Here is a 25571-nt window from a genome sequence, read left to right as displayed (position 1 = left end):
TTTAGGAGAACTGGAAATGTCGTCTATTGTTGTAGTTGGTGCAAACTGGGGTGATGAAGGTAAAGGCCGTATCGTGGACTATCTGGCAGATAGCGCGGCGGCGAGTATACGTTTTCAGGGCGGCAACAATGCCGGCCACACAGTTGTGAATGACTTTGGTACATTCAAACTGCATCAACTGCCTAGCGGCGTATTCAATCCAAGTTGTTTGGCGGTATTGGGTCCCGGCATGGTGATAAGCCCGGCGCCACTTTCCGAAGAGATTGCCGAGGTGAAAGCCGCCGGCGTCAATGTCAATCTGTGCATTTCCGACCGGGCGACTCTGTGCCTGCCAATCCACGCCATTGAAGATACTCTGGAAGAAGAGCGTCTCGGTGACGGCGCTTATGGTTCTACCCGCCAGGGCATTGCCCCGGCTTACGGTGACCGGGTAATGAAAAAAGGCATTCTGGTGGGTTGGTTGAAGCAGCCTGAAGTACTGCGTGAACGTATCCAGTTTATGCTGGACTGGAAACTGCCGCAGCTTAAGGCGCTGTATCCCTCTTTTGAATTTTCGCAAACCGCAGAAGAGATGACCGCCTGGTTGCTGGAAGTGTCTGCCCCTTGGCGTGATGCCATCTGCAACGTGAGTGAGCCGCTGAAAGCGCTGCAGGCAAAAGATCAAAACCTGCTGTTTGAAGCCCAGTTGGGCGCGGGTCGTGATCTGGTTTACGGTGAATACCCTTGGACCACTTCTTCCAACGTGACCGCTGCTTATGCCGGTCTTGGCAGTGGTTTACCGGCACTGCGCCCCGAGCGGGTGATTGCGGTAGCCAAGTCCTTCAGCTCCTCCGTTGGAACCGGCACCTTGATCACCGCCATGGAAGAGCAGGACAACTTCCGCGAAGCCGCCAATGAGTACGGCGCGGTAACCGGGCGTCCCCGTGATATGGGCTATTTCGATGCTGTGGCCACCCGCAACGGTGTCGAGCTGCAGGCGGCGACCGAAGTGGCGCTGACCAAGCTGGATTGTTTGAGTGGGATGCAGGATCTGAAAATCTGCATCGATTATCAGGGCGATCACAGCGAAAACCCGATTTGGCCACAAACCTCTGCTTTGGCGCCTGTTTATGAGCAGATGGAAGGCTGGAGCGAAGACATCACGGCTTGCCGCACCTTTGAGAGCCTGCCACTGGCGGCACAAAAGTACGTGCAGCGGGTTGAAGAGCTGATGGGTGTTCCGGTGAAAATGATCTCTGTTGGCCCAGAGCGGGCGCAGATGATCCTGCGTTAACAAGGTTGCCTGTTTATGCCCAAGTCTCTCCGTGTGTGACATAGTTTAGGGAGGCTTGGGCATCATAGTATTTGTTAATTGACCGAGCTTTATTTGGGTCATTGTGCTTTCTTTGCTGTTAGCTATTTCCCCTCCGCATTTCAATTTATTGCCGTGCCCTTTGAACTGACCTGCTGTTATCATTGGCTTTGATTTTTACAGTCGTTTTGAAAGAAACCATTTGTTAACATTTAATCTGGTTTAATGATTTATTCATGTTAGTCTGGTATTTAAACAAGCGTTAAATCATTATCTTGCATTATTAGGGAGGCAAATCATGGGACTGGAAGCATGCTTGACCGGAGAACATGTGATCCTCGAACCTTTGAGTCAGGATCATCTGCCGGCGCTGTCGTTGGCGGTTGCCGATGGTGAGTTGTGGCGCTTGTGGTACACCAACGTGCCGCATCCGGATGAGATGAAGGACTATATCCAGCAGGCTTTGGACAGTGAGCAGCGCGGTGAAGCCTTGGCCTTTGCAGTACGTAGCCGAGACAGCGGTGCAATCGTTGGATGTACCCGCATTTGCAACTGGGATCAAGCCAACCGACGGCTGGAGATTGGGTATACCTGGTATGCCAAGAGCGTGCAGCGCAGCGCCATCAATACCGAAACCAAACTGTTGTTGCTGGAGTACGCCTTCGAGACCCTGGATGTGATGGCGGTGGAGTTCAGAACCCATTTTCACAACCAGGCTTCGCGGGAGGCCATCACCCGCCTGGGGGCCAAGCAAGATGGCATCTTACGCAATCACAGACTGCTCAAGGACGGCAGCGTCAGGGATACAGTGGTTTATTCCATCATTGACAGCGAATGGCCAGAGGTGAAGCAAGGCCTCAAGGACAGGCTGGCATTTTACAGTGATCAGTACCGTGTCGAACTCGCACAGTGAGTAAGCGCCACTTAGGACAATATTGAATCGAAGGGAAACCATTCATGCTAAAGCAAGTTATTCGGGCACAGTCACAGGATGCCGAGATTATCTCACCGCTGTTTGATGAGTATCGTCAGTTTTATGGTTATCCCAGCGAGCCCGAACTGGCGTTAAGCTTTATCAGCCAAAGGCTTAAGCGGGATGAATCCGTGATATTTTATCTGCCGGATGAGCAAAACCAGGCTTTGGGGTTTGTGCAGCTCTATCCCGGCTTTTCTTCGCTGCGGGCGGCGCAGCTGCTGATTCTCAATGATATTTATGTTACTCAACATGCCAGGTGTGTCGGCATAGGTCGTGCGCTGCTCGATGCCGCGCTGAATTATGCCAAAGCGCAGGGCATTGATGAGTTGATCCTCGAAACCCTGCGTAATAACGTCAGGGCGCAGGCGCTCTATGAGTCCATTGGTTTTGTCCGGGACAATGAATTTTTCCATTACAGTCTGACTCTAAAACCTTGAAATTCATCAGGCACTAAAGTAGCTTGCCTTCATCGATATCAAGAGGATCACCAAGATGTCCCCAAAAACTGCTTTGTCTGTCGTCGCTGTTATCGGCTTGTTTTCCAGTGCCAATGTGCTCGCCGGCCCCGCCGAGGAGGCCTTTAGCGCCGAGTTGCAACAATGCGCCGCCTATTATCAGATAAGTTCTGAAGCCATAGGGGCAATGAATGCACCTCAGATGGCTGCCGTTGGAGATAGACTCAAGCAATCTGCCAAGGATGCCGAAGCTTTAGCCGCCCAGTACAGTTCGGCGCAAGATGCCGAGAAAGGCGTGGCAGCAGCCCGTGCCGAAATGCTGGAAACCATGGGCAACAGCAAGAGTTTGGGCGGTTTGATGAGCCAATACAAAGACAGCTGTAAAACCATCTTGGCCGAGCCGCAAAAGCGCCTCGACTACTGGATAATGGCTAACATGTGATGCAATAAAATGCGGCCGCCGCCTGTCTCTTTGTCCAAGGAAGGGAGGCAATATGCTTTTGAGTCTGTTACTGGCCGCTTTTATCATCTTGCTCGCGCTCGCGATTGAGTCCTGGCCCAGGATCCGCTCCTATGCCCGCGAACGCCGGCAAGGCGGCCTGTGGTCACTGGAAAACCATAGCCGCGCCAGCGGGCGTGAACAGCAAGGATGCTTTGCGGATCTCAGTTTCACACCTTTCCTGCTTACTGCCAGTCTGGCCTTGATAGCCTGCGCATTTGAGTTGATGCCGGAAACTTATGTATTTGGTTTAATACTCTTTATTGTTCTCAACCTACTGCTGTTGATGGTCTGGCATCTCTATGCCAGACTGCTTGGCGGGCAAAAAAGTGGCCAGAGCCTGTTGCCGCCGCTGCTTTACGGCCTCGCGGCCCTGTTTGCCTGGATAGGGGCTATGCCGTAAGTCAAGCCGTAAGTCAGGCCCTAAGCCCGATTCCTAGGCAAGAATTCATGAGCCCGGCCCGAATTACACCAAGAAGCATTGCATCGGCCTCAAGCTGTTTGAGGGCATCACAGCATTGGTTCTCGGGCGCTGAAATGTCAGCTTACAATTAGCTTGCGGCCCGGCGCTGGAATTTGGCATTAAATAGGGAACTTGCACCTTTATCCAAGGTTCAAAGCTGCAGACAATAACAAGGAGTGGTTGAGCGCCTGTCGCAATACCCACAAGAGCAATGATAAAGCTTCAACAACTTTGCAAAACCTATCAGATGGGCGACGCCTGTGTGCGAGCGCTCGATGAAGTCAGTTTCGACATTCAAGCCAATGAATTTGTGGCCATTATGGGGCCTTCAGGTTCAGGCAAGTCGACGCTGATGAATATCATCGGCTGCCTGGATAAACCCAGCAGTGGCAGTTACCTGCTCAATGGCGAAGAGGTGGGACAACTGGATGACGATGCCTTGTCTGCGGTGCGTAACCGCCAGATAGGTTTCGTATTCCAGAGTTTTCACCTCTTGCCGCGACTCACGGCGCTGCAAAATGTGATGCTGCCGCTGCGATACAGCCCAGAAGGGCAGGGCGATGAAACCCACGCCATAGAATTGCTGAGGCGTGTCGGACTGGGAGAGCGACTGGATCACAGGCCCAACCAACTCTCCGGCGGTCAGCGTCAGCGGGTGGCGATAGCTCGCTCCCTGGTCAATCGCCCGGCCATTTTACTGGCCGATGAGCCCACCGGGGCGCTGGACAGCAAGACTTCGCTTGAGATCATGGCGCTGTTTACCGAGCTGCATGCCGCAGGGCAAACCATTATTCTGGTGACCCACGAAGAGGAAGTGGCCGCTTACGCCCAGCGGGTTATCCGTATGCGTGATGGTTGCCTGCAAAGTGACAGGAGGGCTAATGCGGCCTGATTCTCTTTTACTTTTGAGCCTGGCGGTCTCTGGCCTGACTTTTTCAAGCTTGGCTGTTTCAGAAATCGCGATACCGGCGGCGGCCGGCTCGTCTTCTTCGATAGCTTCTCCATTGGAGCCTTTAACGGACAAGGGAGCGGATGCCAAGTCGCCGCCTGCCGCGCAGCTGCTACTGACAGGTAAAGTCAGTTCCGCCAAGTCGCAGACCTTCAGCGTCCCCAAGGCCGGTGATGCCTGGCGCTATCAAATTCAGTGGATGTTACCCGAGGGCTCTTTGGTCTCTCCCGGGCAAGTGGTGGTGGTGTTTGACAAGAGTCAGGTGGCCAACCAGATAGAACAGTTGGAAGCCAGCATGCTCAGGGTGTCGGCGCAGGAGCAAAGCCAGACCATAGAGCTCAAATCCAAGGTATTGCAAGCCAGGTTCGAGCTGAAAAAGCAGTTACTGGAGCAGGAAAAGGCGCAACTGGTGGCGGCCGTGCCGGCAGATTTTATCGCTGCCAAGGAGTACGCCGACAATCAGTTCAAGCTGCTGCAGCTAAATGCCGAGGTGACCAAGGCCAAGCAGGCACTGGCCGAAGCTCTGGATACCGAGAAGGCGACCCTGGCACAGCTGAAGATTGACAAGGAAAAGGCGGCGCTCGAGTTGGCCCAGGCCTTCAAGGACTTGGACAGCCTGGAGCTGAAAGCCGAAATCGCCGGCCCTTTGCTGCTTGGACGGGAGCCTTGGAGCAATAAAAAATTCGAGGTGGGAGATACGGTGCAAGTGGGGCGACAAATCGCCACTGTGCCTGCTATGGAAGATCTGGAAGTGATCGCCTGGGTCAATGAGGTGGATGTGGATCGCCTGAAACCCGGGCAAGCCGTGATCATGCGTCTGGATGCGGAAATTGAGCGCGCCTTTCCCGGACAAGTTGCCAGTATCGGTCGCCAGGCCATCAATCTACCGGCCTGGGGCCGCAGTAACTGGTTTGAAGTGGGGATCCGTTTCAAGGCGCCTGATGATATCGCCATGATCCCCGGCATGAGTGTACTGGTGGAAACCGGAGGCAAACATGAAGCGCTTTAGTTTGGCCTGGCTGGCACTGCTTGCGCTGAGCGCGTGCAGTGATGGGGTGAGCACTCAGGTAGTGCAGGGGCCTTTGAGTCAAAAAATAGAAGTCACCGGCGAGCTGGTGGCGGCCGATACCGTGTCTTTAATGCCGCCTGTAATGCGGCGGATCTGGCAATACCAGGTCAAGCAGCTGGCGCCGGAAGGCAGCGAGGTGGAAAGTGGCGAGATGGTGGCTCAGTTGGATACCTCGGAACTGACTCAAAGGCTGTCGGTCAAATCGGCCGAGCTTGAGGCTACGGTGCAGGACTTGCAGACCTCCAAGCTGCGTAATGCCAAGAAGATGGAGGAGCTCAAGTTGCAACTGGCTGAGGCCAAAATGGGTTTGGACAAGGCCGAGCGTAAGTTTGCCCTCTCTGATGACACTGTTGCGGCGCTGGATAAAGAAAAGTACCAGCGTGACGCGGTGATCGCCCGTGACAAGGTGGCTCTGGTGCAGCAGCAACTGGTACTGGAGGCCCAGAGCGCCAGGCAACGGGAAGCCATGCTCGACGGAGACAGGCAGAAGTTCGCCGCCGAAGTGGCGGCGCTGAAAAAGGGTATCGCCTCGATGACCTTGGTGGCGCCCCGTGCCGGTATGGTGGTCTATGGCAACGATCCTCAGGGCAACAAGCTCAAAGAGGGCCAATCTGTGTTTGCCGGTGATGTGATGTTGTCCATTCCTGAACTCGACAGCATGCAGGTCAATATGGCGATCCCTGAGGTAGAAGCCCGCAGAGTCAAACTGGGCCAGCAACTCAAGATCCGTCTGGATGCCAATCCTGATAAAGTCTTTACAGGAAAAATCAAAGAGTTGGGTGCAGTTTTTCGTAACAAAAGCCAGGAGGTTCCTCTGGTGGTGTTCGATGCGGTTGCCAGTATAGACGAGCCGGATACCGAGTTGATGCGCCCGGGAATGACCGCCAAGATCAGCATAGAAATTGCCGATGACAGTCAGCGTACTCTGGTGGCTCAGGATGCGGTGCATTACGAGGCCGGTCATCCTTATGTGCTGCTGGACGGGCTCTTGGGGGCTCGCAAACAGTGGGTGCGGGTCGGTGCCATGGGGGGCGATCAGGTTGAAATACTCACCGGCTTGCAAGTGGGCGATGAGGTATTGCTGCCATGAAGAATCATTTGCTAATCACCTTTGCCTTGATAATGCAGGCCTTGATAGCCTTGGCCTTGAGTGGCTGCCAACCGAGCAGTAATGATGGTGTGCTCACCATGACAGTCAGCCGTGGCGAGTTTCAGGTTAATATCCCCGCCAGCGGTGAGCTGGAAGCGGCGCAGTCCACTCCCGTTGTGGTGCCCACGGGGTTACGTGGGCCTCAGTCCCTGGCCTGGATCCAGAACAACTTTACCCAGGTCAAGGCCGGTGATGTGGTGGCCAGGCTCGATGATACAAGGGAGTCGTTTCGCTTGCAGATGGAAGCCTTCGACTTTGAGCGCCTGGCGCAGGATGCCAAGATCCAGACAGAGAAAGATCTCACCTTGAGCCAGAGTTTGACTTTGGGAAGCAAGGTCACAGGTAATGAGCGGCAGTTGGCCGAGCGCTTTTTCAGTGCGGATGAGCGGGTTTACACCAAAATCAACATCATAGATCAGATGCGCAACAAGGAATATTTGGATGCCAAGCTGGATTATTTCCAGTGGGGCGGCACTCAGCACCAGGCGCAGGCCGATGCCGAGCAGGCGCTTATCAAGCTGAAACAGAAAGGCCATCAGGCCAAGATTGACAGGTATCAGGGTAATCTGACACAGATGGAGATTATCGCGCCGCACGACGGGCTGTTTGTCTATCAGGCAGGCTGGGATGGCGCCTTTCCCGTGGTGGGGGACATGATCTGGTCCGGATTCCCCATAGGCATATTGCCGGATACTTCCGTGATGCAGGCAAGAGTCTATGTGCTTGAATCGGAAGCTGTGGGGCTGGCCATCGGCAAGCAGGCCACAGTGACTCTGGATGCCTATCCTGAGCGACCCTTTAGCGGCACTGTGACCCAGGTCGATGCGCTGGCCAAGCCCAAAGACAGAGATAGCCCGGTGAACTATTTCCAGTTCACCATCAGCCTGGAGCAAACTCTGCCGGCCATTATGCAGCCGGGAAGGCAAGTGAATGCCAAGGTGCAGGTGCTGGATCTCAATGATGTATTGACTGTGCCCAATCAGGCCCTGTTTCAAAAAGACGGCCGCTACTGGGTGTATCTTAAGCAGGGCGGCGGCTTTATGCGCCGGGATGTGACTCCGGGGCACAGATCCCTTAACCGCACCGAAATTATCGCCGGGCTCAATCCCGGTGATGTAATAGCCCTGACAACTCCACCCAAGAGGAGTCAGCTATGAGTTCGATAATAGGACTATGGCAAGGATTTACCCAGGCGTTCGATGAGATGCGCCACCACAAACTGCGTACCGCCTTGACACTGCTGGGGATGATATTCGGTGTCGGCGCCGTTATAGCCATGCTCAGCGTCGGTGAAGGTGCCGAGCGTGAAGCCTTGAAGATGATTGAATCCATGGGGGTTCGCAATCTGGTGGTCAACAGCCGCAGCAATGACGGCGAGGCGCTGAAATCGATTCGTGAACATAGTGTCGGCCTGAGCCTGCGTGATATCGACAGTGCCAGAGACACCTTGCCTTTTATTCAGGATTGGGGCGCCGCCAAGGAAGTAAAAGTCTTCAGTCTGTTTTCCGCCGAAGGGCGTAGCGATGCCAGTGTGATGGGGGTGACTCCCAGCTATTTTGGGTTGACGTCGCTAAAGCTCAATGAAGGGCAGATTTTTACCGAGCAGGATGAGGTCTACTACCGCCAGGTCGCCGTGTTGGGACCAGAGGCGGCTCGCAGCCTGTTTCCCAAGGGCAACGCCCTTGGCAAGCACATCAAGATTAATCATCAATGGTTTACCGTGGTGGGTATCTTGGCCGATGCCAATCGCGGTAAGTCTAAAATCCAGGGCGTCAAGCTTGGGGGCGAGCGCAATCAGGTGTTCATTCCACTGTCGAGCGCCCTGAAAAAGATGCAGTTCAAGGCGCTTGAAGATGAGCTGGACATGATCAAGCTGTCGCTCAGGGAAGAGGTTGAGCCTTCGCTGGCGGCCAAGAGCCTGAATCATTTGTTGCAGCGCCGTCATGGCGGTGAGAAGGACTATGACATAGTGGTGCCGGCCGACCTTTTGGCCCAACATCAGAAGACCCAACAGATCTTCAATATCGTCATGGCCTGTGTCGCCGGGATCTCGCTTCTGGTGGGCGGGATTGGCATTATGAACATTATGCTGGCCACCATTTTGGAGCGTACCGCCGAGATAGGTTTGCTGCGGGCGCTGGGGGCCAGGCGCAAGGATATCGCCCGGCAGTTTTTGATTGAAAGTATCGCTATTTCTGCTACCGGCGGTCTGTTTGGCATAGTTGTGGGGCTGGGACTGGCGCTGCTTATTTCAACAGCGGCCGGTTGGCCTGTGGCTTGGTCTCCCTTTGCGATACTGCTGGCGCTCGGGGTTTGTATGAGTATCGGGGTCGGCTTCGGCCTCTATCCGGCGCAGAAGGCGGCCAAACTGGATCCCATAATTGCCTTGCAACGGGACTGACAGAGGTTTCTTTCTTCGCTGTCAGAGGTTTTGGCGCCATGGCCGGCGCTCGCAAGGGCGTGTTCTGCAAAAGCGGCAACGGTTAGACAGGCGCTTTATTGTCATTGTGTCGATGTTCCTCTGGATAGAAACTGTCGGCACACAGGCTCTGCCTACAACTGTGCTGATCTGTTTGATCTTGTGATTAAATATAGGAACCTAATTCTTTCAAGGAAAGTGGGCAGGTCATTTCATGGATGCTTTGCAACAACACAGAGCCCAGGCCAAGCAGCGACTCTATTTATGGCATTCGCAACATCTTGTCTCGGGGACGGCGTGGCGCAAAGCTTTGGGATTGCTGCCATCACCAGGGGCCAAGCAGAGTCTGAGCTTTTTTAACCCTCTGCTGCTGGGGTGTGCTGCGCTCTGTTTTGCTTCGGCGCTTATCTGCTTTTTTGCCTACAACTGGGCCGCTTTGCCGCGCATGGGCAAGTTGGCGTTATTGGAAACCGGTTTGCTGGGCTGTTTGTTGCTGGCCTTTGCATTGAGCCGATGGTTAAAGTCACCCCTTGCCGACAAGGCACAAGCCGCTTTGCCCTGGCTCCTGTTTGTGGCCTGTGTGTTTGTCGGCGTCTTGCTGGCCTTTATCGGCCAGAGCTATCAGCAAGAGGCCGACAACTGGCAGTTGTTTGCCGTGTGGGCACTGCTTATTCTGCCCTGGGTGGTATTTTTGAAACTGGAAGCCGGTTATCTGCTGCTTATCTTGCTGTTGAACCTGACCCTGTACTTGTTATTGCAGATAACCTCATTGCCGTTTGCAGACCTGTTTAGCTTGCTGGGGGATGACAGGCTCGCCATCCCTTGGTCACTGTTTGCGCTTAATTGGCTGCTGCATCAATGCCTGCTTCGTTTTGCGCTGACAGACAAGCAAGGCATCCCCCTCAGCGAGGTAACCAGCGGGTTGCTCGGTTGGGGCTTTTTGTTGCTGGCGAGTTGTTGGACACTGTTCGACTCCTTGAGCGCAGAGCAGTTTATTGCTGTGGTTCTCTACGGGGTGGTTGCCGCGGCGCAGATACGAGGCTACCACACAAGGCGTAAACTCTACGGCATGGCGCTCGGGCTTTTCAGCACGGCAGCGCTGTTTGATCTCTGGTTGCTGCGCTTGCTGTCTGAAGTGTTTGACGGTGATGCCGTGGTACTGCTGTTTGCCCTGATGACGCTTTGCGTGCTGCTCAGTGCCTCAGTCGCCGCCTTGCTGCTAAAGCGCTTGCAGGCTGACTATCTGGCCGCGGTACCGGAGCAACAGGCCCAAAAACACAAAGATGCGACTGCCGACACAGAGCCTAGGGAGGATGAGCAAATCGTCCCTAATGCGGACAGCCTTTTCTGGCAACGGCTGCAGCAGGCAGGCATTGTCTCGGGGGATGTGGCACAAGAGACTCCAGAGTTGCAAAGTCCCTGGTATCTCAAGGCGATGCTTATCCTGTTTGGCTGGTTAGCCGGGATCTGTTTGCTGGGTTTCATCGGCACCGGCCTGGCGTTATTGTTGGACGATATTCAGCCTGGGTTGCTGCTGAGCCTCGCGCTGGCGGCATCTGCAGTGGCCTTTGGTTTGAGCCGAGGTCAAAGTGGACTGTTTATCTCTCAGTTTGCCTTGAGCTTTGCCGTGGCCGCCTTGGTGCTCTATGGCATCGCCTTTGATGAGCTGCTGTTTGAAGTGGCTTCCTGGCGCTGGTGGTTGATGCTGGCTCTGGCGGCCTCGCTTCATTGGTATCTGCTGCCACCTTATTTGACCCGGTCCAGTTGCGCGCTGCTGGCATTATTGGCCTTGATTGCGCTGCTGCAGACACTTTTATTATTACCCTTGGTGACGCCGGCACTGCTACTGGGCTTTGTGCTGCTCTGGCGCCATGAGGCCGACTGGGGCAAGGCGCCGCTTCGCTGGCGCTCCCTTGCCATGGCCATGACCTTGGCACTGCTCTTTTGTCAAACGCCGCAATTGGTTTGGCTGGAAGGCGTCTGGGAGTTAAAGGATCCCGGTATGAGCCCGGCTATGTTGCAGGGCGCGCAATGGTTACTTGAAGCTTTGCTGCTGTGGCAACTTTGGCGTCTTTTCGGCAGTCGAATGAACGCAATCCGGCATCAATTGGATGGGCGTTCGCAGATGCTGTTGCTACTGGGACTGCTGTCGGCCTTGGTTTGGTTTTGGTGGATCCCCGGGCTTATCGCCGGCGCATTGGTGGCGGTTTTCGGCTTTGTGCTGGCCGAGCGCTTGCTGCTCTGGCTCGGGGTACTGGCGATGCCGGTTTACTGCGGTTATTACTATTACTCGTTGCAGCAAACCTTGTTGGAAAAATCCTTGCTGCTGATGCTGCTTGGCGTGAGCCTGCTACTGCTTTGGTTTGCGCTGAAGCCTTTGAGCGACAGGCCTGAGTGGCTGGCGGCGCAGAATGGGGGTGAGCAGTGGTGAAACCCAAATTGACGCCCAAAATCATGGGGTTGTGCCTCGTGTGGGGGCTGCTTTGTTTGCTGGTCATCAACATTTCCGTGTGGCAGAAAGAGCAACTCTGGCAGCACGGTGAGCCCATCTTACTTGAGCTGGCCCCGGTGGATCCCCGTTCGCTGATGCAGGGGGACTATATGCAACTCGACTATAAATTGGCCCGGCAATTGGCCAATGAGCTGCGCGCAAAAGGGCAGTTTCAGGACAATATGCAGGGCTGGCTCAGAGTGAGTCTCGATGAGCAGCAGCGCGCCGCTTTTGTGGCGCTGGAGAGTGACCCAGAGGCTCCTTTGTTGCAGCAGCAAAGACGCTTGCCGTTTAAAGTCCGTCAGGGAGATGTGCAATTGGCGAGCCAGGCTTTTTTCTTTGAGGAGGGCCAGGCGGAGCATTTCAGTCAGGGACGTTATGGCGAGCTTAGATTGGGCACTGACGGGGAGCTGATGTTAGTGGGCCTGCGTGACGGCCAACTTAAACCGCTTTGAACCTAAGAGTGGTAAGGCCGTGTTCATTAGACCACTAGAGTGACTTAGGTTTTTTTACGGTTTACTCCAAGCTAACTCATTGATAAGACTAATTAACTAACACTAAAGTTTGATAAATATTTTACATATTGCAACTTGATTGTAACCTGTGGCCTTTATAGTGGCTGCTTCTCCGGATGCGGAGATGTGGAAATAACATTACTTATTGATAAATAAGAAAATCACTATAATCAGGATATATTTCAGGGGTCAATATGTTAACCAAGGCAAGTCTGCTTGCCCTGGCCGTGGGCAGTATTGCTGCCCAGGCTCAGGCGAGTGAGCAAGTGATCATTTCCGAATACGTTGAAGGTTCAGGCAATAATAAGGCCATCGAGCTCTTTAACACCGGCAGTCAAGCTGTCGATCTCAGCCAGTATCAGCTGGATATCTTCTTCAATGGCAGTAGCAGTGCAGGCAGCAGCATTGCCCTGAGCGGCATGCTGGCCGCCGGTGGCACTCATGTATTGGCCGACAATGATGCCGACGCTGCAATCCTGGCGTTGGCGCAGCAAACCAGCAGCGCCAGTTTCTTCAACGGTGATGATGCCCTGGTGCTGAGCCGTAATGGTGAGGTGGTCGACAGCCTGGGCCAGGTTGGGGTGGATCCAGGCTCCGAGTGGGGCAGCGGTGATGTTTCCACTCAAAACAATACCATAAGGCGTAAGCTGGACAACTTGAGTGCGGATCTCGACCCCTTCGATGCGGTCGACCTCAGTGGTTGGGACGGCTTTGCCATCGATAATATCGACGATCTGGGGGCCTTTGGCGGTAATGCCGGCGAGCCGGGTGAGCCGACAGATCCCGGTAATGGCGCCCTGGTTTGCGGCGATGCGGCTACACCCATTCATGCATTGCAGGGTAGCGGCGAGGCCAGTCCATTGGCTGGTGAAACCCTGGAAGTGGAAGCAATAGTCACCAGTAACCAGGAAGCGGGTCTCAAGGGATTGTTCCTGCAGATGGCCGATGCCGAAGCGGATGCCGATCCTTTAACCTCGGAAGGGGTGTTCCTGTACACAGGCAATAGCGCCAGTGGTTATCAGGCAGGCGACCGAATTCGGGTGCGGGCTCAGGTCACTGAATATCAAGGCTTGACCGAACTGACCAATGTCAGTGCCAAGGCCTTGTGTGCCACATCACAACCTCTGCCGAGTGCAGCCAGAGTGAGCCTGCCGGTCAATGACAGCAGTGCACTTGAAGCCTTCGAAGGCATGCTGGTCAGCTTTGAGCAGCATCTTACGGTAAACGAAGTCTACAACCTTGGCCGTTATGGTGAGGTGTTGTTGGGTTCAAGCCGTCACTTTATCGGTACTCAGGTAGCCAATCCCGGCGCCGATGCCTTGGCGGTTACGGCAGCCAATGCCCTGGATTCCATAGTGCTTGACGATGGCCTGACGGCACAAAATCCGGATCCTGTTATTTATCCGGCCCCGGGTCTGAGCGCCGCTAACCCGCTCAGAGTCGGTGATACTGTCACAAACCTCACCGCGGTGATGCATTACGGTTTTGGTATTTACCGTTTGATGCCGGTCGATACCGTCAACTTTGTTGCCGCCAATCCCAGAGCGTCCGAGCCTGAGTTGAATCGTCTCGATGCCTTGACAGTTGCCAGTTTCAACGTGCTCAACTATTTTAACGGCGATGGCCAGGGCGGCGGTTTCCCCACCTCCCGTGGCGCCGATACTCAAGCGGAGTTTGAGCGCCAACGAGCCAAGATAATCGCGGCGATGAAAACCATTAACGCCGATGTCTTCGGTTTGATGGAAATCGAGAACGATGGTTTCGACAGTAACTCGGCAATTGCCGATCTGGCCCGCGGTCTCAACGACGCCATTGGCACTGACAGCTATCGCTATCTGGCGCCACAGGTTAATCGCATTGGCAACGATGAGATCAGCGTCGGTATTCTGTATCGTCAGGACAGAGTCACCCCGGAAGGGGTAGCGGCGATTCTGGACAGCAGTAATTCGGCGCTGGATGACAATGGTCAGGTGCTGTTCAACGATGGCAAGAACCGTCCCATGCTGACCCAGAAGTTTAGCGTCAACGACAGTGAGGATAACTTTGTGGTGGCGGTCAACCACCTCAAGTCCAAGGGCAGTGATTGTAATGCGCTGGGCGATCCCGACATGAACGACGGCCAGGGTAACTGTAATTTGACCCGAACCCGCGCTGCCATGGCGATAGGCCAGTTCCTGCAGACTGAATATCAGGGTGACAAGGTACTGGTGATAGGGGATCTCAATGCCTATGCCAAGGAAGATCCACTGACAACCCTGGCCAATGCCGGTTACGCCGAGTTGTTTGGCGAGCTTGGTAAGCCTTCAGCATACTCCTATGTGTTCTCAGGTGAGTCGGGACAGTTAGATCATGCACTGGCCAATGAAGCCATGCTGACCAATGTTCGTGATGTTACCGATTGGCATATCAATACCGATGAACCCAGAGTGCTGGACTATAACACTGAGTTCAAGACGCCGGAGCAACTGCAAAGTTTCTACAGCAACGATGCCTTCCGTTCATCGGATCACGACCCTGTGATCATCGCCCTGGACTTTGCCGCGGCCAATCAGGCACCGGTTGCCGAGTTTTCAGTGCAGCAAAATGGTGCTGCGGTGGCGCTCTCTAGCACGTCGAGTGATAGCGACGGTGAGTTGGTGAGCCAGGAGTGGGATCTGGGGGATGGTACTCAAGCCTTTGGCGAGCAGGTGAGTCATGAATACCAGCAAAGCGGCGTCTACCTCATCACTTTGACCGTGACTGACGACAAAGGTGCCCAGCACAGTGTCAGCCGTGAGGTGACCGTTGAGATAGCCCCTGAGCCGACCGAGCCTGTGGCGGTTATCCGCCATCTGGATCTTTGGTTGCTGCAGGTGTTTATCTCCGAGAGCTATGATCCTGACGGTTATATCAAAAAGCAGCAGTGGCGCTTCAACGATGGGCGAAGATTCAACGGCCCGGTTGCCATGCGTATTGGCGGTCGTGCCAATGAAGTGACCTTGACCGTGACCGACAATGATAAACAAAAGGCCAGCACCAGCCTGAGCTTTTAACCGCTTAAGATGAAAAACGCCCGCAGCAGCGGGCGTTTTTGTTGGTGAATTCAAAGGTTGAGGATACGTTGACCTTAGTCCTTGTCAGTGCTAATCGAATAAGTTCTTCATCGCGTGGTTGATTTCCGGGTAGTTGAATTCGAAACCATCGGCCTGGGCATGAACCGGTAATACAAACTGGCCTTCGGTCAGCAGGGTCGACATCTCACCCATTGCCAGTTGCAGGGCCAATGCCGGTGCCGGCAGACAAGCGGGGCGGTGCAGCGCTTTGCCGAGAGCCTTGCTGAAGTCGCGATTGCTGACAGGCTGCGGCGCGGTGGCATTGTATATGCCGCGGCAGGCTTCATTTTCCAGCAGAAATTCAATAAGGCGCAGCAAGTCTTCGCGCATGATCCAGCTCATTCCCTGACGACCATGGCCAATCGGGCCGCCCAGGCCCAGTTTGAAGGCCGGCAGCATCTTGGCCAAGGCGCCGCCATCTTTGCCAAGTACTATGCCGATGCGAAAGATACAGACCCGAGTGAGATCGGCAACCGCCAGGGCTTTTTGCTCCCATTGGGCACAGACCCTGTGGCTGAACTCATCATGGGGCGTGGCGTTTTCGTCTATGGGCTCCGGCCCCTGACGGCCGTAAAAACCCACCGCCGAGGCGCTGAGAAAAACTTGGGGTTTCTTTTGGCTGTTGCGGACAAGCCTAGCCAACTGCTCTGTGATGTCCCAGCGGCTGTGGCAGATCCGCTGTTTCTGCTTATCGCTCCAGCGTTTAGAAACTATGGGTTCACCGGCGAGGTTGATGATGGCATCTATCTCCTCAAGCAGTCCTGGTGTTTGCAGCGAATCTATGTACCGGGTCTGTGCCAGCGCCAGCTTTTGCTCTGCCGCCGCGGGGTTGCGGCTCAAAATAGTCAGCCTATGACGTTTTGCCAGCCGCTGCGCCAGTTCTGAACCGACAAATCCGGTTGCACCTGTGAGCAAAATATTCATGCCTTCTCCCTGACTTATTGAATGTTTCTCCAGAGTATAGACTGGCTTACGCCGGTTTACGGTAGTTCAGCTGCAGTGAAACCGAGTCGGCGTACCTCAAGGCGTGAGGCTTGTCGATTTCAACGCTGGCGTACTCTACCCATTCATGTTCGCTGGCTATTTCCAGCACTTTACCAGTGAGGTGCTCCAGCAAGGAGAAACGGTTGTCCTCCACCAGGTTAATGATCGCCTTGGTGATGGTGCGATAATTGAGCGCGTGCTCCATATCATCACTCCTGCGCGCCTTGTCGGCGCAGTAATGGATGCAAACATTGATGATCACATCCTGACGGTTGTTGATTTCCTCTTCCTTGATACCGATAAAAGTGCGCAGGCGCAGGTTTTTAATGCGTATAATAGCTAGTTCGGGTTTCATCATGTCACTACTTTTTGTTGTTGATGCAACGGCTGATTGTGACAGAGAACAACAAGGAATTTCAATTATGTCATCAGCCTACCGTCCGTCCATGGCGCTGAAAGGATTCGCTATCATGGCTTGCCTGGTCATAGTACTGGCTGGAATTAAGGCCGCCAGCGCCATAGTGGTGCCCTTTGTGTTGTCGGCTTTTATTGCGGTTATCTGCAGCCCGGCGATCAATGCCTTGAGCCGTTATCGCGTGCCCCGCGCCCTGGCTGTATTTGTGCTGGTGGCGATTATTTTGTTGCTCGGGCTCTGGCTGGCTTCTGTAGTGGGCAGTTCCATCAATGAGTTTTCCCAGCAATTGCCGCAATACCGCTCACAGCTGGTGGAGCAATTTGCCTGGATATTGGACAAGCTCAAGGAGCTGAATATCCATATCTCCAAAGACAAGGTGTTGACCTATTTGGACCCCGGCATGGCCTTGTCTTTGACCACCAATACGCTCTCCGGCGTGGGCAATGTGATGGCCAACCTGTTTCTGATAGTACTCACCATAGTCTTTATGCTGTTTGAGGCACAATCTTTGCCGCGTAAGGTGCATCTGGCGCTGGATGACCCTGATATGCGTTTGTCCCAGATTGAGCGTTTCTTGCACTCGGTGAACCAATATATGGTGATCAAGACCCTGGTCAGCCTGGCAACCGGTATTATTGTCGGTGTCGGTCTGGCACTGATGGGGGTGGATTATGCGCTGCTCTGGGGCGTAGTGGCCTTTTTGTTTAACTATATTCCCAATATCGGCTCTATCATCGCCGCCATTCCTGCCGTACTGCTGGCCTTTGTGCAGCTGGGCACCGCGGGTGCCGGTGGGGTTGCCGTCCTGTATCTTGCGACCAATATGGTGATGGGCAATCTGGTAGAGCCCAGATTTATGGGACGTGGCCTCGGGTTATCTACTCTGGTGGTTTTCCTGTCGTTGATCTTCTGGGGCTGGCTCCTGGGCTCGGTCGGCATGTTGCTGTCCGTGCCGCTTACCATGATAGTCAAGATAGCTCTGGAATCGAGCCAGAGTGGCAACTGGTTGGCAATCTTGCTCTCGGACGAGGCCAGTATTGCCGTGCGGGAAAATGCCGATAATGAAGCGGCAGCCGATGCCGAATAAAGGCAGAAATAAGAAGTTGAGGATTTCATGCAGTTATTTTTGGAAGTCATCACCGACCTGACTCCAGGCGATGAGTGTGGCCGTTTGTTTCATGGTCGCGGCGGCCGTTATCCAGGCAGCGAGCACTTATGCCTGGATTGGTTTGAGCCTGTGGTGTTGCTGACCGCCTTTAAACCCCTGACGCCGGAAGAGCTGGCCTTGGTTACCGAGCGTCTGCAATTACGCTGGCAAGCTTTGGGATTGGCACTGAATCTGGTCTATCAATACCGCGCCGCCGGGCAGACCCGCACCGAGCTCATTGCCGGCGAGATCCCCGAACCACATCTGGCCAGCGAGCTTGGTTGCCGTTATCAGTTGCATCTGCTGCGTGGCCAGAATCATGGTTTATTTCTGGATATGCGAAACGGCCGCGAGTGGGTGATGGCCAACAGTGCTCAGCGGAAAGTATTGAATCTGTTTGCCTATACCTGTGCGTTCTCGGTGGCGGCCCTCAAGGGCGGCGCCGATGAGGTGGTCAATATGGATATGAGTAAAGGGGCGCTGGCCATCGGCAAGCAAAACCATTTGCTCAATGGCCTTACTGCCGGTGCCCGCTTTCTGGGGCATGATATCTTCAAGTCCTGGGGCAAACTCAAAAAACTCGGGCCCTATGACTTGCTGATTGTCGATCCGCCCAGCAATCAAAAGGGCAGCTTTGTGGCAACCAAAGACTATCTGCGATTGCTGCGTCATCTGCCGCAACTCTTGAACCCGGGGGCCGAGCTGTTGCTCTGTCTCAATGCACCTGAGCTGGACAGAGCTTTTTTACAGAACCAGGTCAGTGACGCCGCACCAGAACTTGAGTTTGTTAAACAGCTGGATAACCCACCGGCCTTTGCAGACCGGGATCCTGACAGGGCATTGAAGGTGTTGCTGTATCGCTATGAGGGAGAACCGGGCTCTAACACTCAATAACCGAGCCGTTCAGAGATCAGGGATTGGCCGCCTTCTTCCAACAGGGCGGCTATGCCTTCGGCATCAAAACTGCTCAAGCAGGATACCTGGTGCAGTAGCCTGTCCTGGACATCCAAGGGCATCTGCATCCTTTCCATAAACATGCGCATTCCCAATATATCGCCACTGGCCAGCAGGGTGGCGAGAGTTCGTGCTTCAAAGTCGACAATATGATTCATGGCGTCGTCCTCTTGCTGATTTACGGGCCGGGGAGGCCTCCTTTAAGCTATAGCAGTTGCAGCGCCCGCCGCTAGACCCAATGTGTTTAAAAAATTTCGCCTCAAAACCCAGGGGCATAAAAAACTGAAAGTCTTTCAGTGCTTCCTACATAACTGGTGGATATCTGAGCTTTTTAAGGTGGTTTTACCAGTTTTTGGTAACGAAAGTGAAAGTTTTCTGTAACTCCTTCTCTAGCCCTGTTATACTGGCGCCGCCCTAGGGGAAACACCTAAGGCTCCGAAAAGCCGGAATCGGGCATAAAGTGTCGTCGGAACCTGAACTTAACAGGAATCCAAGAAAAAGATACGCCCTGTACCCTACAGAATAGACTGGAGTTGTTATGGAAATTCATGAGTACCAAGATGCTTACTACCAACTGCAGGATGAAGTGATTGAATCACTTCCGGTAGAGAAAGACGAAGAAGCGTTTTTGGATTAAGCCTCAGCCAGGCAGCTCAAATCTTGAAAAAGCGGCAACCTCAGGGTTGCCGCTTTTTTGTTGCCATTGAATTCCGTATGAGTCATTCGTGGGCGGAGCCGGGGTAATAATGCTCGATAAGCTGGGTCAATATCCGCTGCTGTTGAGCAAGCTTTTGTCTTTGTGTCTGGCGCAGCAAGCCTTTGAGTGCATGATACTGAGGCTTGATTTCAATACCCTGGCTCTCGCTCAAGTGCTTGAAGCGACTGACCACTTCCGTCACGCTGAAATCCTCGGCGTAAATATCCAACTGTTGCGAGTGCATCAGCCAGCGAATACCTTGATAGACACCTATGTGAGGCAGGGAGTGATGATCTTCGTCACTGAAGAACTCACTGTGAAATATAAGTTGCTGAGACGGCTGCGCCGACAGATGTTTGGCCAGCGCCAGATTTCGCTGTTTGTGGTAGTCATTGCGGCCAAGTCCGGGGGTGGTGGCCTGGTTACTTATTGCCATGTACAGGGGCTTGCCTGTTAGCTTGCCCTGAGTGAGTGCCTGCTCGAGCTCATCGGCATAAGTCGGGCTGTCGTACCAGAGACTGGCATCCAGCACCAGGTAAGCATTGAACATAGGCTGTTGTCGGCGCAGCGCCTCCAGTGCCAACAAGCCCCCAAAAGAGTGACCAATAAGCACAGTAGGGCCGGGTTGCCCAAGTCTGGCATTCAGCCAGGGGTTAAGTTCCTGGTCGAGAAAGTCGAGAAAAGCGCCGACATTCCCAGATTGCTGATAAAGCGATCCTGCGGGTCTACCACCGGGTAGTGTTTCCAGTTTCACCGCAGTGAAGTCCCGAATACGGTTACGGTTGATGATGCCAACTATGACGCCTTCAGGTATCGCAGGATTTACCCCCGAAGCCAGATAATCCAGCATGGGCGCAAGATGCTCAAACTGCTGCTCGGCATCCAGAATCACATAACGGGCAAAGCTCTTGCTGTGCCTGGCGTCCCAGTGTTTGGGAAGGCGCAGTAATACTTCCCGCGATTCCCCTAATATGTTGGAGTTCAGCGTCAATCGCTGTTGTTTCCCGGCGCCTTCTTTGTCCAGGCTTTGGGCGCTGCAGCCTACCAGCATACCGAACAATAGCGTCAGAGGGATAAACAGTGTTTTTTTCATCGAAATATTTACTCGGTAAAGGTGATATTTTCAGCTTGAAATTCAGCCCTGATGGGCTTTTGAGTGGCCTGTCTCACATTCGCGCATTACATTGTAAATGATAATCAATATTATTCCTATATTGTAGGGATTATGCTACTTTTTCGCGCTATGGAACCAGGGGCTTTACCTGGATTTACCCAAAAGCAACAAGCTATAGGGCGCAATCTTCGCCGCGATAATCGGGGGAATAGAATGAAACTGGATAAGTGCCGCAAACTGCTTACCTTGAGCCTGGTCGCCATGGCTGTCAGTGGTTATACCCAGGCAGATGAAGGTGAAATGGAGCATATGGTCGTTACTGCCAGTGCCAAGGATCAGCAACTCAGCACTGCACCTGCCTCAATCTCGGTGATCGATGCCGAAGCGATTAAGCTGATGCCGGTCAAAGATCTGGGGGATGTGCTGAGAAACAGTGTCGGCGTGAATGTGGTGACCAACGACTCGGGCCGAAACAGCATCTATATCCGTGGTATGGATGAAGACTATATATTGATGTTGATCAACGGCAAGCGGGTTTCTTCTTCCAATGGTCTGTGGCGCGGCGGTAACTTTGACTTGACCGCTATCCCCATCGACGCCATCTCCCGGGTGGAGATTGTCCGCGGCCCCATGTCGGCTCTCTATGGTTCAGATGCGGTTGGCGGGGTCATCAACGTGATCACCAAGGCGCCAGATGATGACTGGCAACTGGTACTCGACAGCGAGTACAGTTGGATGCAGGACGGCGAGGGCGGTGATCGCAGTCGTACCAACCTGTTTGGCTCGGGCAAACTCACAGATAATCTGGGGCTGATGTTCACCGCAGAGATGGCTGAGCAGGACGCCTGGCTGATGCCCGAGCTGACCCCGAATCAGGACACCATAGAAGAGCGCAAGACTCGCAAGCTCTATGGCTCGCTCACCTGGCAGTTGGCAGACAATCAATCGCTGGACTTGGATTATCAATACGATAATGACAAGGTGCCCTTAACCACCTTTGCCGCCAATTCAACACGCGAGCAGAAGATAGAGCGCAACACCTTTGCTCTGACTCACAAAGGCGAGTGGAGCTGGGGTGGCACTGAGCTTTTGGCCAACCTTGAAAAGTCGGATATCTACGACTATAACAGCCGCTATTCGCTGCAGCCCCCTTTGGGACGCGACATCGAAGAGAAAAACACTACCTTCAGAGGCTCGGCCTTCTTTAACCTGTGGCAGCAGGACTGGACAGTCGGCGCCGAGTACTTTGAAACTGAAGTCGACGATCCCGTGCAATATCCGCTTACCGGTGGTGACAGTGTTGAACAATACTCGCTGTTTATTCAGGATCAGTTCGATTTCCTGGATGATTTCACCCTGACCCTCGGCGGCCGCTACGAAGACAACGAAAAGTACGGCAGCCATTTCAGCCCCAGGGCATATCTGGTTTACCGTGCCTCTGATGCACTGGTGCTTAAAGGCGGTGTTGGCACGGCATTCAGGGCGCCGGCATTGTTTGAATCATCTCCGACTTTCTCTTCAGTCAGTTGCCGCGGCGCTTGTACTGTAGTGGGCAATACGGATCTTGAGCCCGAAACCAGTGTCAACTATGAGCTGGCAGCCTTATGGAGTCAGCCTTCCTACGAGCTGTCAGCAACCCTGTTTCATAACAAGGTGGAAGATCTGATCACTGTTTCGGCTTGGGATGGCTCCAGCCCAACCCGTACTTACTACAACGAGTCCAAGGTGACTTTGCAAGGGGTAGAGTTGACCGCCAGCGTGGATATCACAGCAGATCTCGGCCTCAAGGCAAACTACAGTTATCTCGATACCGAGACAGGTGACGGCGGTGAACTCACCGGTCGCCCACGCCAGAGTGCCAATGTGCAACTGGATTGGTATCTCACCGACGATTGGCAGCTGTATGTTGCCGGTAACTATTTCGGTTCATATCTGGATAGCAGTGCCGTGCGTCAGGATGGCTACAGCCGCTTCGATATCGGCAGCAGTTATCGGCTAAACGATCACCTGAAACTACGTGCCGGGGTTACCAACTTTACCGATGAGCAACCGGCTGAGGAAGACACCAACAGTGATATGATACTGCAAGGGCGCGCCTTCTTTGTCGGTGTCAGTTTGAGTCTCTGAATACCTTGAATTATAAAAGATACTCACTATCACAGGTCTTTTAGTTAAAGCCATTATATTACGGCTGTAACTTTAAGCGGACATGAGTTTGCTGCTTGGGTGTTAATTACTTTGTACTGGTCTCATTGTGGTAACAATTCGGGTTTGCTGTTCATTCATACGGATATGATCTGGTAGGGATAGGTGTTTTTTAGCTAATTCAAGAGAGATTGTCAGCCATATGTTTATTTCACCAAGGTGTTTTGTTGAGTTGGCTCAAAATGATGCCGTTATAGAGTCAACAAAAGGGTGAGTAGGTTAGGCTTAAACTTATAGCAGGAAACGTATTATACTCTGGCGCCGCATTGACGACGGACAGATAGAATGACAGAGAATCGCGATTTACATTGGATGCAATTGGCCATGGAGATGGCGCAAAAGGCGGAAGCTCTCGGTGAAGTACCGGTCGGAGCTGTGTTGGTTAAAGATGACCAGCTTATTGCCTGCGGCTGGAACCAACCTATTGCCGCCAATGATCCCTGTGCCCACGCGGAAATTCTCTGTCTCAGGCAGGCAGGCGGTCAACTGGAAAACTACCGTCTGTTGGATACAACCCTCTATGTGACGCTGGAGCCTTGCGCCATGTGCGCTGGTGCCATGGTACATGCCAGGGTGGGGAGATTGGTATACGGGGCTGCCGATCTTAAAACTGGCGCGGCTGGTTCAGTGTTGGATCTGGTGCGTCATCCCCTGTTCAATCACAAGTTGGCCGTTAGCGGCGGGGTGATGGAACAGGAGTGCAGCGAACAGTTGAGTGCGTTTTTCAGGCGCCGCAGACAAGAGCAAAAAGCGTTGAGGCAAGCAAGAAAGCTTAATCCGCCTGCTGCAGAAAACTGAAGAAGAGTTTGTGACGGTTGAGAATACGCTTGTGACGGGTTTTAACCAGGCTACGACGACGGGCCATTGCATTATTAATAGTCTTTCTTTTCATAAGCTTACCTTAAGGTGTGTTCGTAATTTTTTTGCAGCATTGACAAGCTAACAGCTTATTTAAGCTTGCGCCAGCCCCAAATGGCGCGTTGTGTATAATAGCCAGACTGTTTGACGCGAAAATGAGTGGTCTGCAGGGTTTTCAGTCGGGCTGGGCGCCACTGAGCTCGGTTGCTTCCTCGCTCTGTCGTTGCACCTCAGCCTGGGTTTCTTGCTGGGCCTGTTCTTTAGCCAGCATTTCCTGCTTGGCTTGATTGTCTATCCACACCAGGGTGTCGTAGTAACGGCGGATACTGTCTACATAGTGCACCGCCTCGTTACCTCTGGCATAGCCATAGCGGGTGTGCTGGTAGTATTTGCGCTTTTGCAGCAAGGGTAATACCTGCTTGAGATCTTTCCAGGCGCTGGGATTAAGGCCTCTGGCCTGTGCCAGCTTACGGGCATCCTCCACATGGCCATAGCCTATGTTATATGAGGCGAGGGCAAACCACATCCGCTCCTCCTCAGGAATAGACTCAGGCAGGCGTACCAAAATGTCGCTCAGATAGCGGGCACCGCCACGGATGCTCTGCTCGGGATCGAGGCGATTCTCCACTCCCAACTGTTTGGCGGTTGCCAGGGTCAGCATCATCATACCGCGCACGCCGGTCGGTGAGCGGGCCCTGGGGTTCCAGTGCGACTCCTGATAACTGGTGGCGGCCAGCTTGCGCCAGTCGAGTTCACCGGCATAAGTTTCAAACAGATGGCGGTACTTGGGCAGCTTGCTGTCCACTGCACGGATAAAGGCGCGGGTGTCGACATAGTCGAAACGTTTGACATGGCCGAAGTACTTTTCCACCAGGTGTTCCAGCGTGCCATCTCTTTGTTCCTGATGCCAGAAACGCAGCAGTTGGCTCATCAGTTGATCGCTGCCTCTGGGTGGCAACAGCCAGACCACAGCCTGCTGGCGCTCCAGCACCTGGCCGGATCTCAGCTCAGGCATAAAACGGCGATTGATATTGATGCTGGTGGAGTCAGAGATGGTATAGCTGAGTTCGCCGCTGGCTATCATGCTCAGTAGCTCTTCATTATCTTTATCTGCGACCTGTTGCCACTCCAGGTTGGGATTATCTGTCTTGAGTCGGTTGAGGGTTTCCACAAACGACGAGTCGGCTATTACAGTGACTGGCGCATCCAGGGCGTTGAGATCTCTGGGAACAGGAGTGCCGGCGCGGTAGACCATCACCTGATTGACCCGATAAAGCGGCGGTCCGAGGCGAAATTGCTGTCTGCGACTGCGGGTATCCGACAGCCCGGCGGCAATCAAATCTATCTCGTTTTGCTTCAGCGCCTGGTAAAGCTCACTGATATTGCCGTAGGGCTTCATTTCCAGCGGCTTGCCGAGAAAGTCGGCAAAACGCGCGGCCATCTCATAGTCAAACCCAGTGTTTCCTTGAGTAGAGGAGACAAATATTTGTGGGCCATAAAGGGTACCCACCCTGAGCTCTTTGATTTCTTTCACCGTCGGGCTTACCTGAGCTTCATCCACGACAGGTTGCCGGCAGCCGGCCAGCAAGATGATCAGGGTGAGAGTCGCGGTAATTCGTTTCATTATCTATCGGTAAAAGCCTTTAGCCTGTGGTTTGCTGCCGGGATAGGGCTTATCCCTTATGTCTGATATGTTTGTAAACAAATTCAATGAATTGTGTATTGGTTTTCAGCGCTGTTTCCTGTTGATTTAGTCAGAGGTTTTACGCCGGAGGGTATATTACCCCATAGGATTACTTTATATCACAGGAAACACTGTTTTGAGCAA

General features: G+C 53.6%; 22 protein-coding genes. 17 read left to right on the top strand and 5 right to left on the bottom strand.

Features of this window, described 5'->3' with window-relative positions; translation table 11 throughout:
* Positions 1 to 16 precede the first annotated feature (16 nt).
* The 13 genes from ACMHXH_RS08715 (at position 17) to ACMHXH_RS08655 (ending at position 15309) form a co-directional block, all read left to right on the top strand.
* Positions 17 to 1273: an adenylosuccinate synthetase gene (locus tag ACMHXH_RS08715; RefSeq protein ID WP_039032752.1), complete on the top strand. Its 1257-nt coding sequence runs from the start codon at positions 17 to 19 to the stop codon at positions 1271 to 1273.
* 316 nt (positions 1274 to 1589) lie between these two features.
* A complete protein-coding gene (locus tag ACMHXH_RS08710; protein WP_101095022.1) occupies positions 1590 to 2204 on the top strand; it encodes a GNAT family N-acetyltransferase in 615 nt (204 codons plus the stop codon).
* A 44-nt stretch (positions 2205 to 2248) separates the two neighbouring features.
* The gene (locus tag ACMHXH_RS08705; protein ID WP_071475971.1) at positions 2249 to 2704 is read left to right on the top strand and encodes a GNAT family N-acetyltransferase; all 456 of its coding nucleotides are present in this window, start codon (positions 2249 to 2251) and stop codon (positions 2702 to 2704) included.
* A gap of 55 nt (positions 2705 to 2759) precedes the next feature.
* Complete coding sequence (locus ACMHXH_RS08700; protein WP_335911585.1) at positions 2760 to 3164, top strand: hypothetical protein; 405 nt, start codon at positions 2760 to 2762, stop codon at positions 3162 to 3164.
* A 52-nt stretch (positions 3165 to 3216) separates the two neighbouring features.
* The gene (locus tag ACMHXH_RS08695) at positions 3217 to 3624 is read left to right on the top strand and encodes a hypothetical protein (protein ID WP_233962463.1); all 408 of its coding nucleotides are present in this window, start codon (positions 3217 to 3219) and stop codon (positions 3622 to 3624) included.
* A gap of 271 nt (positions 3625 to 3895) precedes the next feature.
* Positions 3896 to 4576: an ABC transporter ATP-binding protein gene (locus ACMHXH_RS08690; RefSeq protein ID WP_025887136.1), complete on the top strand. Its 681-nt coding sequence runs from the start codon at positions 3896 to 3898 to the stop codon at positions 4574 to 4576.
* Entirely contained in the window at positions 4566 to 5642 is a 1077-nt protein-coding gene (locus ACMHXH_RS08685) for an HlyD family secretion protein (protein WP_082014192.1), read from the top strand. Before ACMHXH_RS08690 ends, ACMHXH_RS08685 begins: the two co-directional genes overlap by 11 nt.
* Positions 5629 to 6792 (top strand): efflux RND transporter periplasmic adaptor subunit, encoded by a 1164-nt coding sequence (locus ACMHXH_RS08680; protein WP_413737967.1) that lies wholly within the window; start codon positions 5629 to 5631, stop codon positions 6790 to 6792. Before ACMHXH_RS08685 ends, ACMHXH_RS08680 begins: the two co-directional genes overlap by 14 nt.
* The gene (locus tag ACMHXH_RS08675; protein ID WP_039032757.1) at positions 6789 to 8009 is read left to right on the top strand and encodes an efflux RND transporter periplasmic adaptor subunit; all 1221 of its coding nucleotides are present in this window, start codon (positions 6789 to 6791) and stop codon (positions 8007 to 8009) included. Before ACMHXH_RS08680 ends, ACMHXH_RS08675 begins: the two co-directional genes overlap by 4 nt.
* On the top strand, positions 8006 to 9253 hold the full coding sequence (locus ACMHXH_RS08670) for an ABC transporter permease (protein WP_039032758.1): 1248 nt from the start codon (positions 8006 to 8008) through the stop codon (positions 9251 to 9253). Before ACMHXH_RS08675 ends, ACMHXH_RS08670 begins: the two co-directional genes overlap by 4 nt.
* 232 nt (positions 9254 to 9485) lie before the next feature.
* Entirely contained in the window at positions 9486 to 11702 is a 2217-nt protein-coding gene (locus ACMHXH_RS08665) for a DUF2157 domain-containing protein (RefSeq protein ID WP_052247892.1), read from the top strand.
* The gene (locus ACMHXH_RS08660) at positions 11699 to 12217 is read left to right on the top strand and encodes a GDYXXLXY domain-containing protein (RefSeq protein WP_071475967.1); all 519 of its coding nucleotides are present in this window, start codon (positions 11699 to 11701) and stop codon (positions 12215 to 12217) included. The genes ACMHXH_RS08665 and ACMHXH_RS08660 overlap by 4 nt, the downstream gene beginning before the upstream one ends.
* Before the next feature lie 254 nt (positions 12218 to 12471).
* Positions 12472 to 15309: an ExeM/NucH family extracellular endonuclease gene (locus ACMHXH_RS08655; protein ID WP_039032760.1), complete on the top strand. Its 2838-nt coding sequence runs from the start codon at positions 12472 to 12474 to the stop codon at positions 15307 to 15309.
* Between the two features lie 90 nt (positions 15310 to 15399).
* Here the strand turns inward: ACMHXH_RS08655 and ACMHXH_RS08650 are convergent, their stop codons facing one another.
* Together ACMHXH_RS08650 and folX are read right to left on the bottom strand one after the other, a co-directional pair.
* Entirely contained in the window at positions 15400 to 16293 is an 894-nt protein-coding gene (locus ACMHXH_RS08650; protein ID WP_039032761.1) for a TIGR01777 family oxidoreductase, read from the bottom strand.
* A gap of 46 nt (positions 16294 to 16339) precedes the next feature.
* Positions 16340 to 16708, bottom strand: a complete 369-nt coding sequence (gene folX / locus ACMHXH_RS08645) for a dihydroneopterin triphosphate 2'-epimerase (protein WP_039032879.1) — start codon at positions 16706 to 16708, stop codon at positions 16340 to 16342.
* Positions 16709 to 16775: 67 nt separating this feature from the next.
* On the opposite strand from folX, the gene ACMHXH_RS08640 reads away from it, so the two are divergent.
* Entirely contained in the window at positions 16776 to 17855 is a 1080-nt protein-coding gene (locus tag ACMHXH_RS08640; protein WP_335911581.1) for an AI-2E family transporter, read from the top strand.
* Between the two features lie 27 nt (positions 17856 to 17882).
* Positions 17883 to 18809, top strand: coding sequence for a class I SAM-dependent methyltransferase (locus ACMHXH_RS08635; RefSeq protein ID WP_335911579.1), 927 nt, complete (start codon positions 17883 to 17885; stop codon positions 18807 to 18809).
* Here the strand turns inward: ACMHXH_RS08635 and ACMHXH_RS08630 are convergent.
* Both ACMHXH_RS08630 and ACMHXH_RS08625 read right to left on the bottom strand, forming a co-directional pair.
* On the bottom strand, positions 18803 to 19027 hold the full coding sequence (locus ACMHXH_RS08630) for a hypothetical protein (RefSeq protein ID WP_071475964.1): 225 nt from the start codon (positions 19025 to 19027) through the stop codon (positions 18803 to 18805). The genes ACMHXH_RS08635 and ACMHXH_RS08630 overlap by 7 nt on opposite strands.
* A 561-nt stretch (positions 19028 to 19588) precedes the next feature.
* Positions 19589 to 20659, bottom strand: coding sequence for an alpha/beta hydrolase (locus tag ACMHXH_RS08625; RefSeq protein WP_335911577.1), 1071 nt, complete (start codon positions 20657 to 20659; stop codon positions 19589 to 19591).
* A gap of 234 nt (positions 20660 to 20893) precedes the next feature.
* On the opposite strand from ACMHXH_RS08625, the gene ACMHXH_RS08620 reads away from it, so the two are divergent.
* Entirely contained in the window at positions 20894 to 22807 is a 1914-nt protein-coding gene (locus ACMHXH_RS08620; protein ID WP_335911575.1) for a TonB-dependent receptor domain-containing protein, read from the top strand.
* A gap of 363 nt (positions 22808 to 23170) precedes the next feature.
* Complete coding sequence (gene tadA / locus ACMHXH_RS08615) at positions 23171 to 23683, top strand: tRNA adenosine(34) deaminase TadA (RefSeq protein WP_039032766.1); 513 nt, start codon at positions 23171 to 23173, stop codon at positions 23681 to 23683.
* 235 nt (positions 23684 to 23918) lie between these two features.
* On the opposite strand, the gene mltF is transcribed toward tadA, so the two are convergent.
* Positions 23919 to 25367 carry a membrane-bound lytic murein transglycosylase MltF gene (mltF, locus tag ACMHXH_RS08610; protein ID WP_071475962.1) on the bottom strand — a complete coding sequence of 483 codons (1449 nt, stop codon included), beginning with the start codon at positions 25365 to 25367 and terminating at the stop codon, positions 23919 to 23921.
* Positions 25368 to 25571 lie beyond the last annotated feature (204 nt).

This window comes from Shewanella sp. BJSY2023SW001 (assembly GCF_047314685.1).
Taxonomy (GTDB): Bacteria; Pseudomonadota; Gammaproteobacteria; order Enterobacterales; family Shewanellaceae; genus Shewanella; species Shewanella indica.
This window is presented reverse-complemented; position numbering and strand designations above follow the sequence as displayed.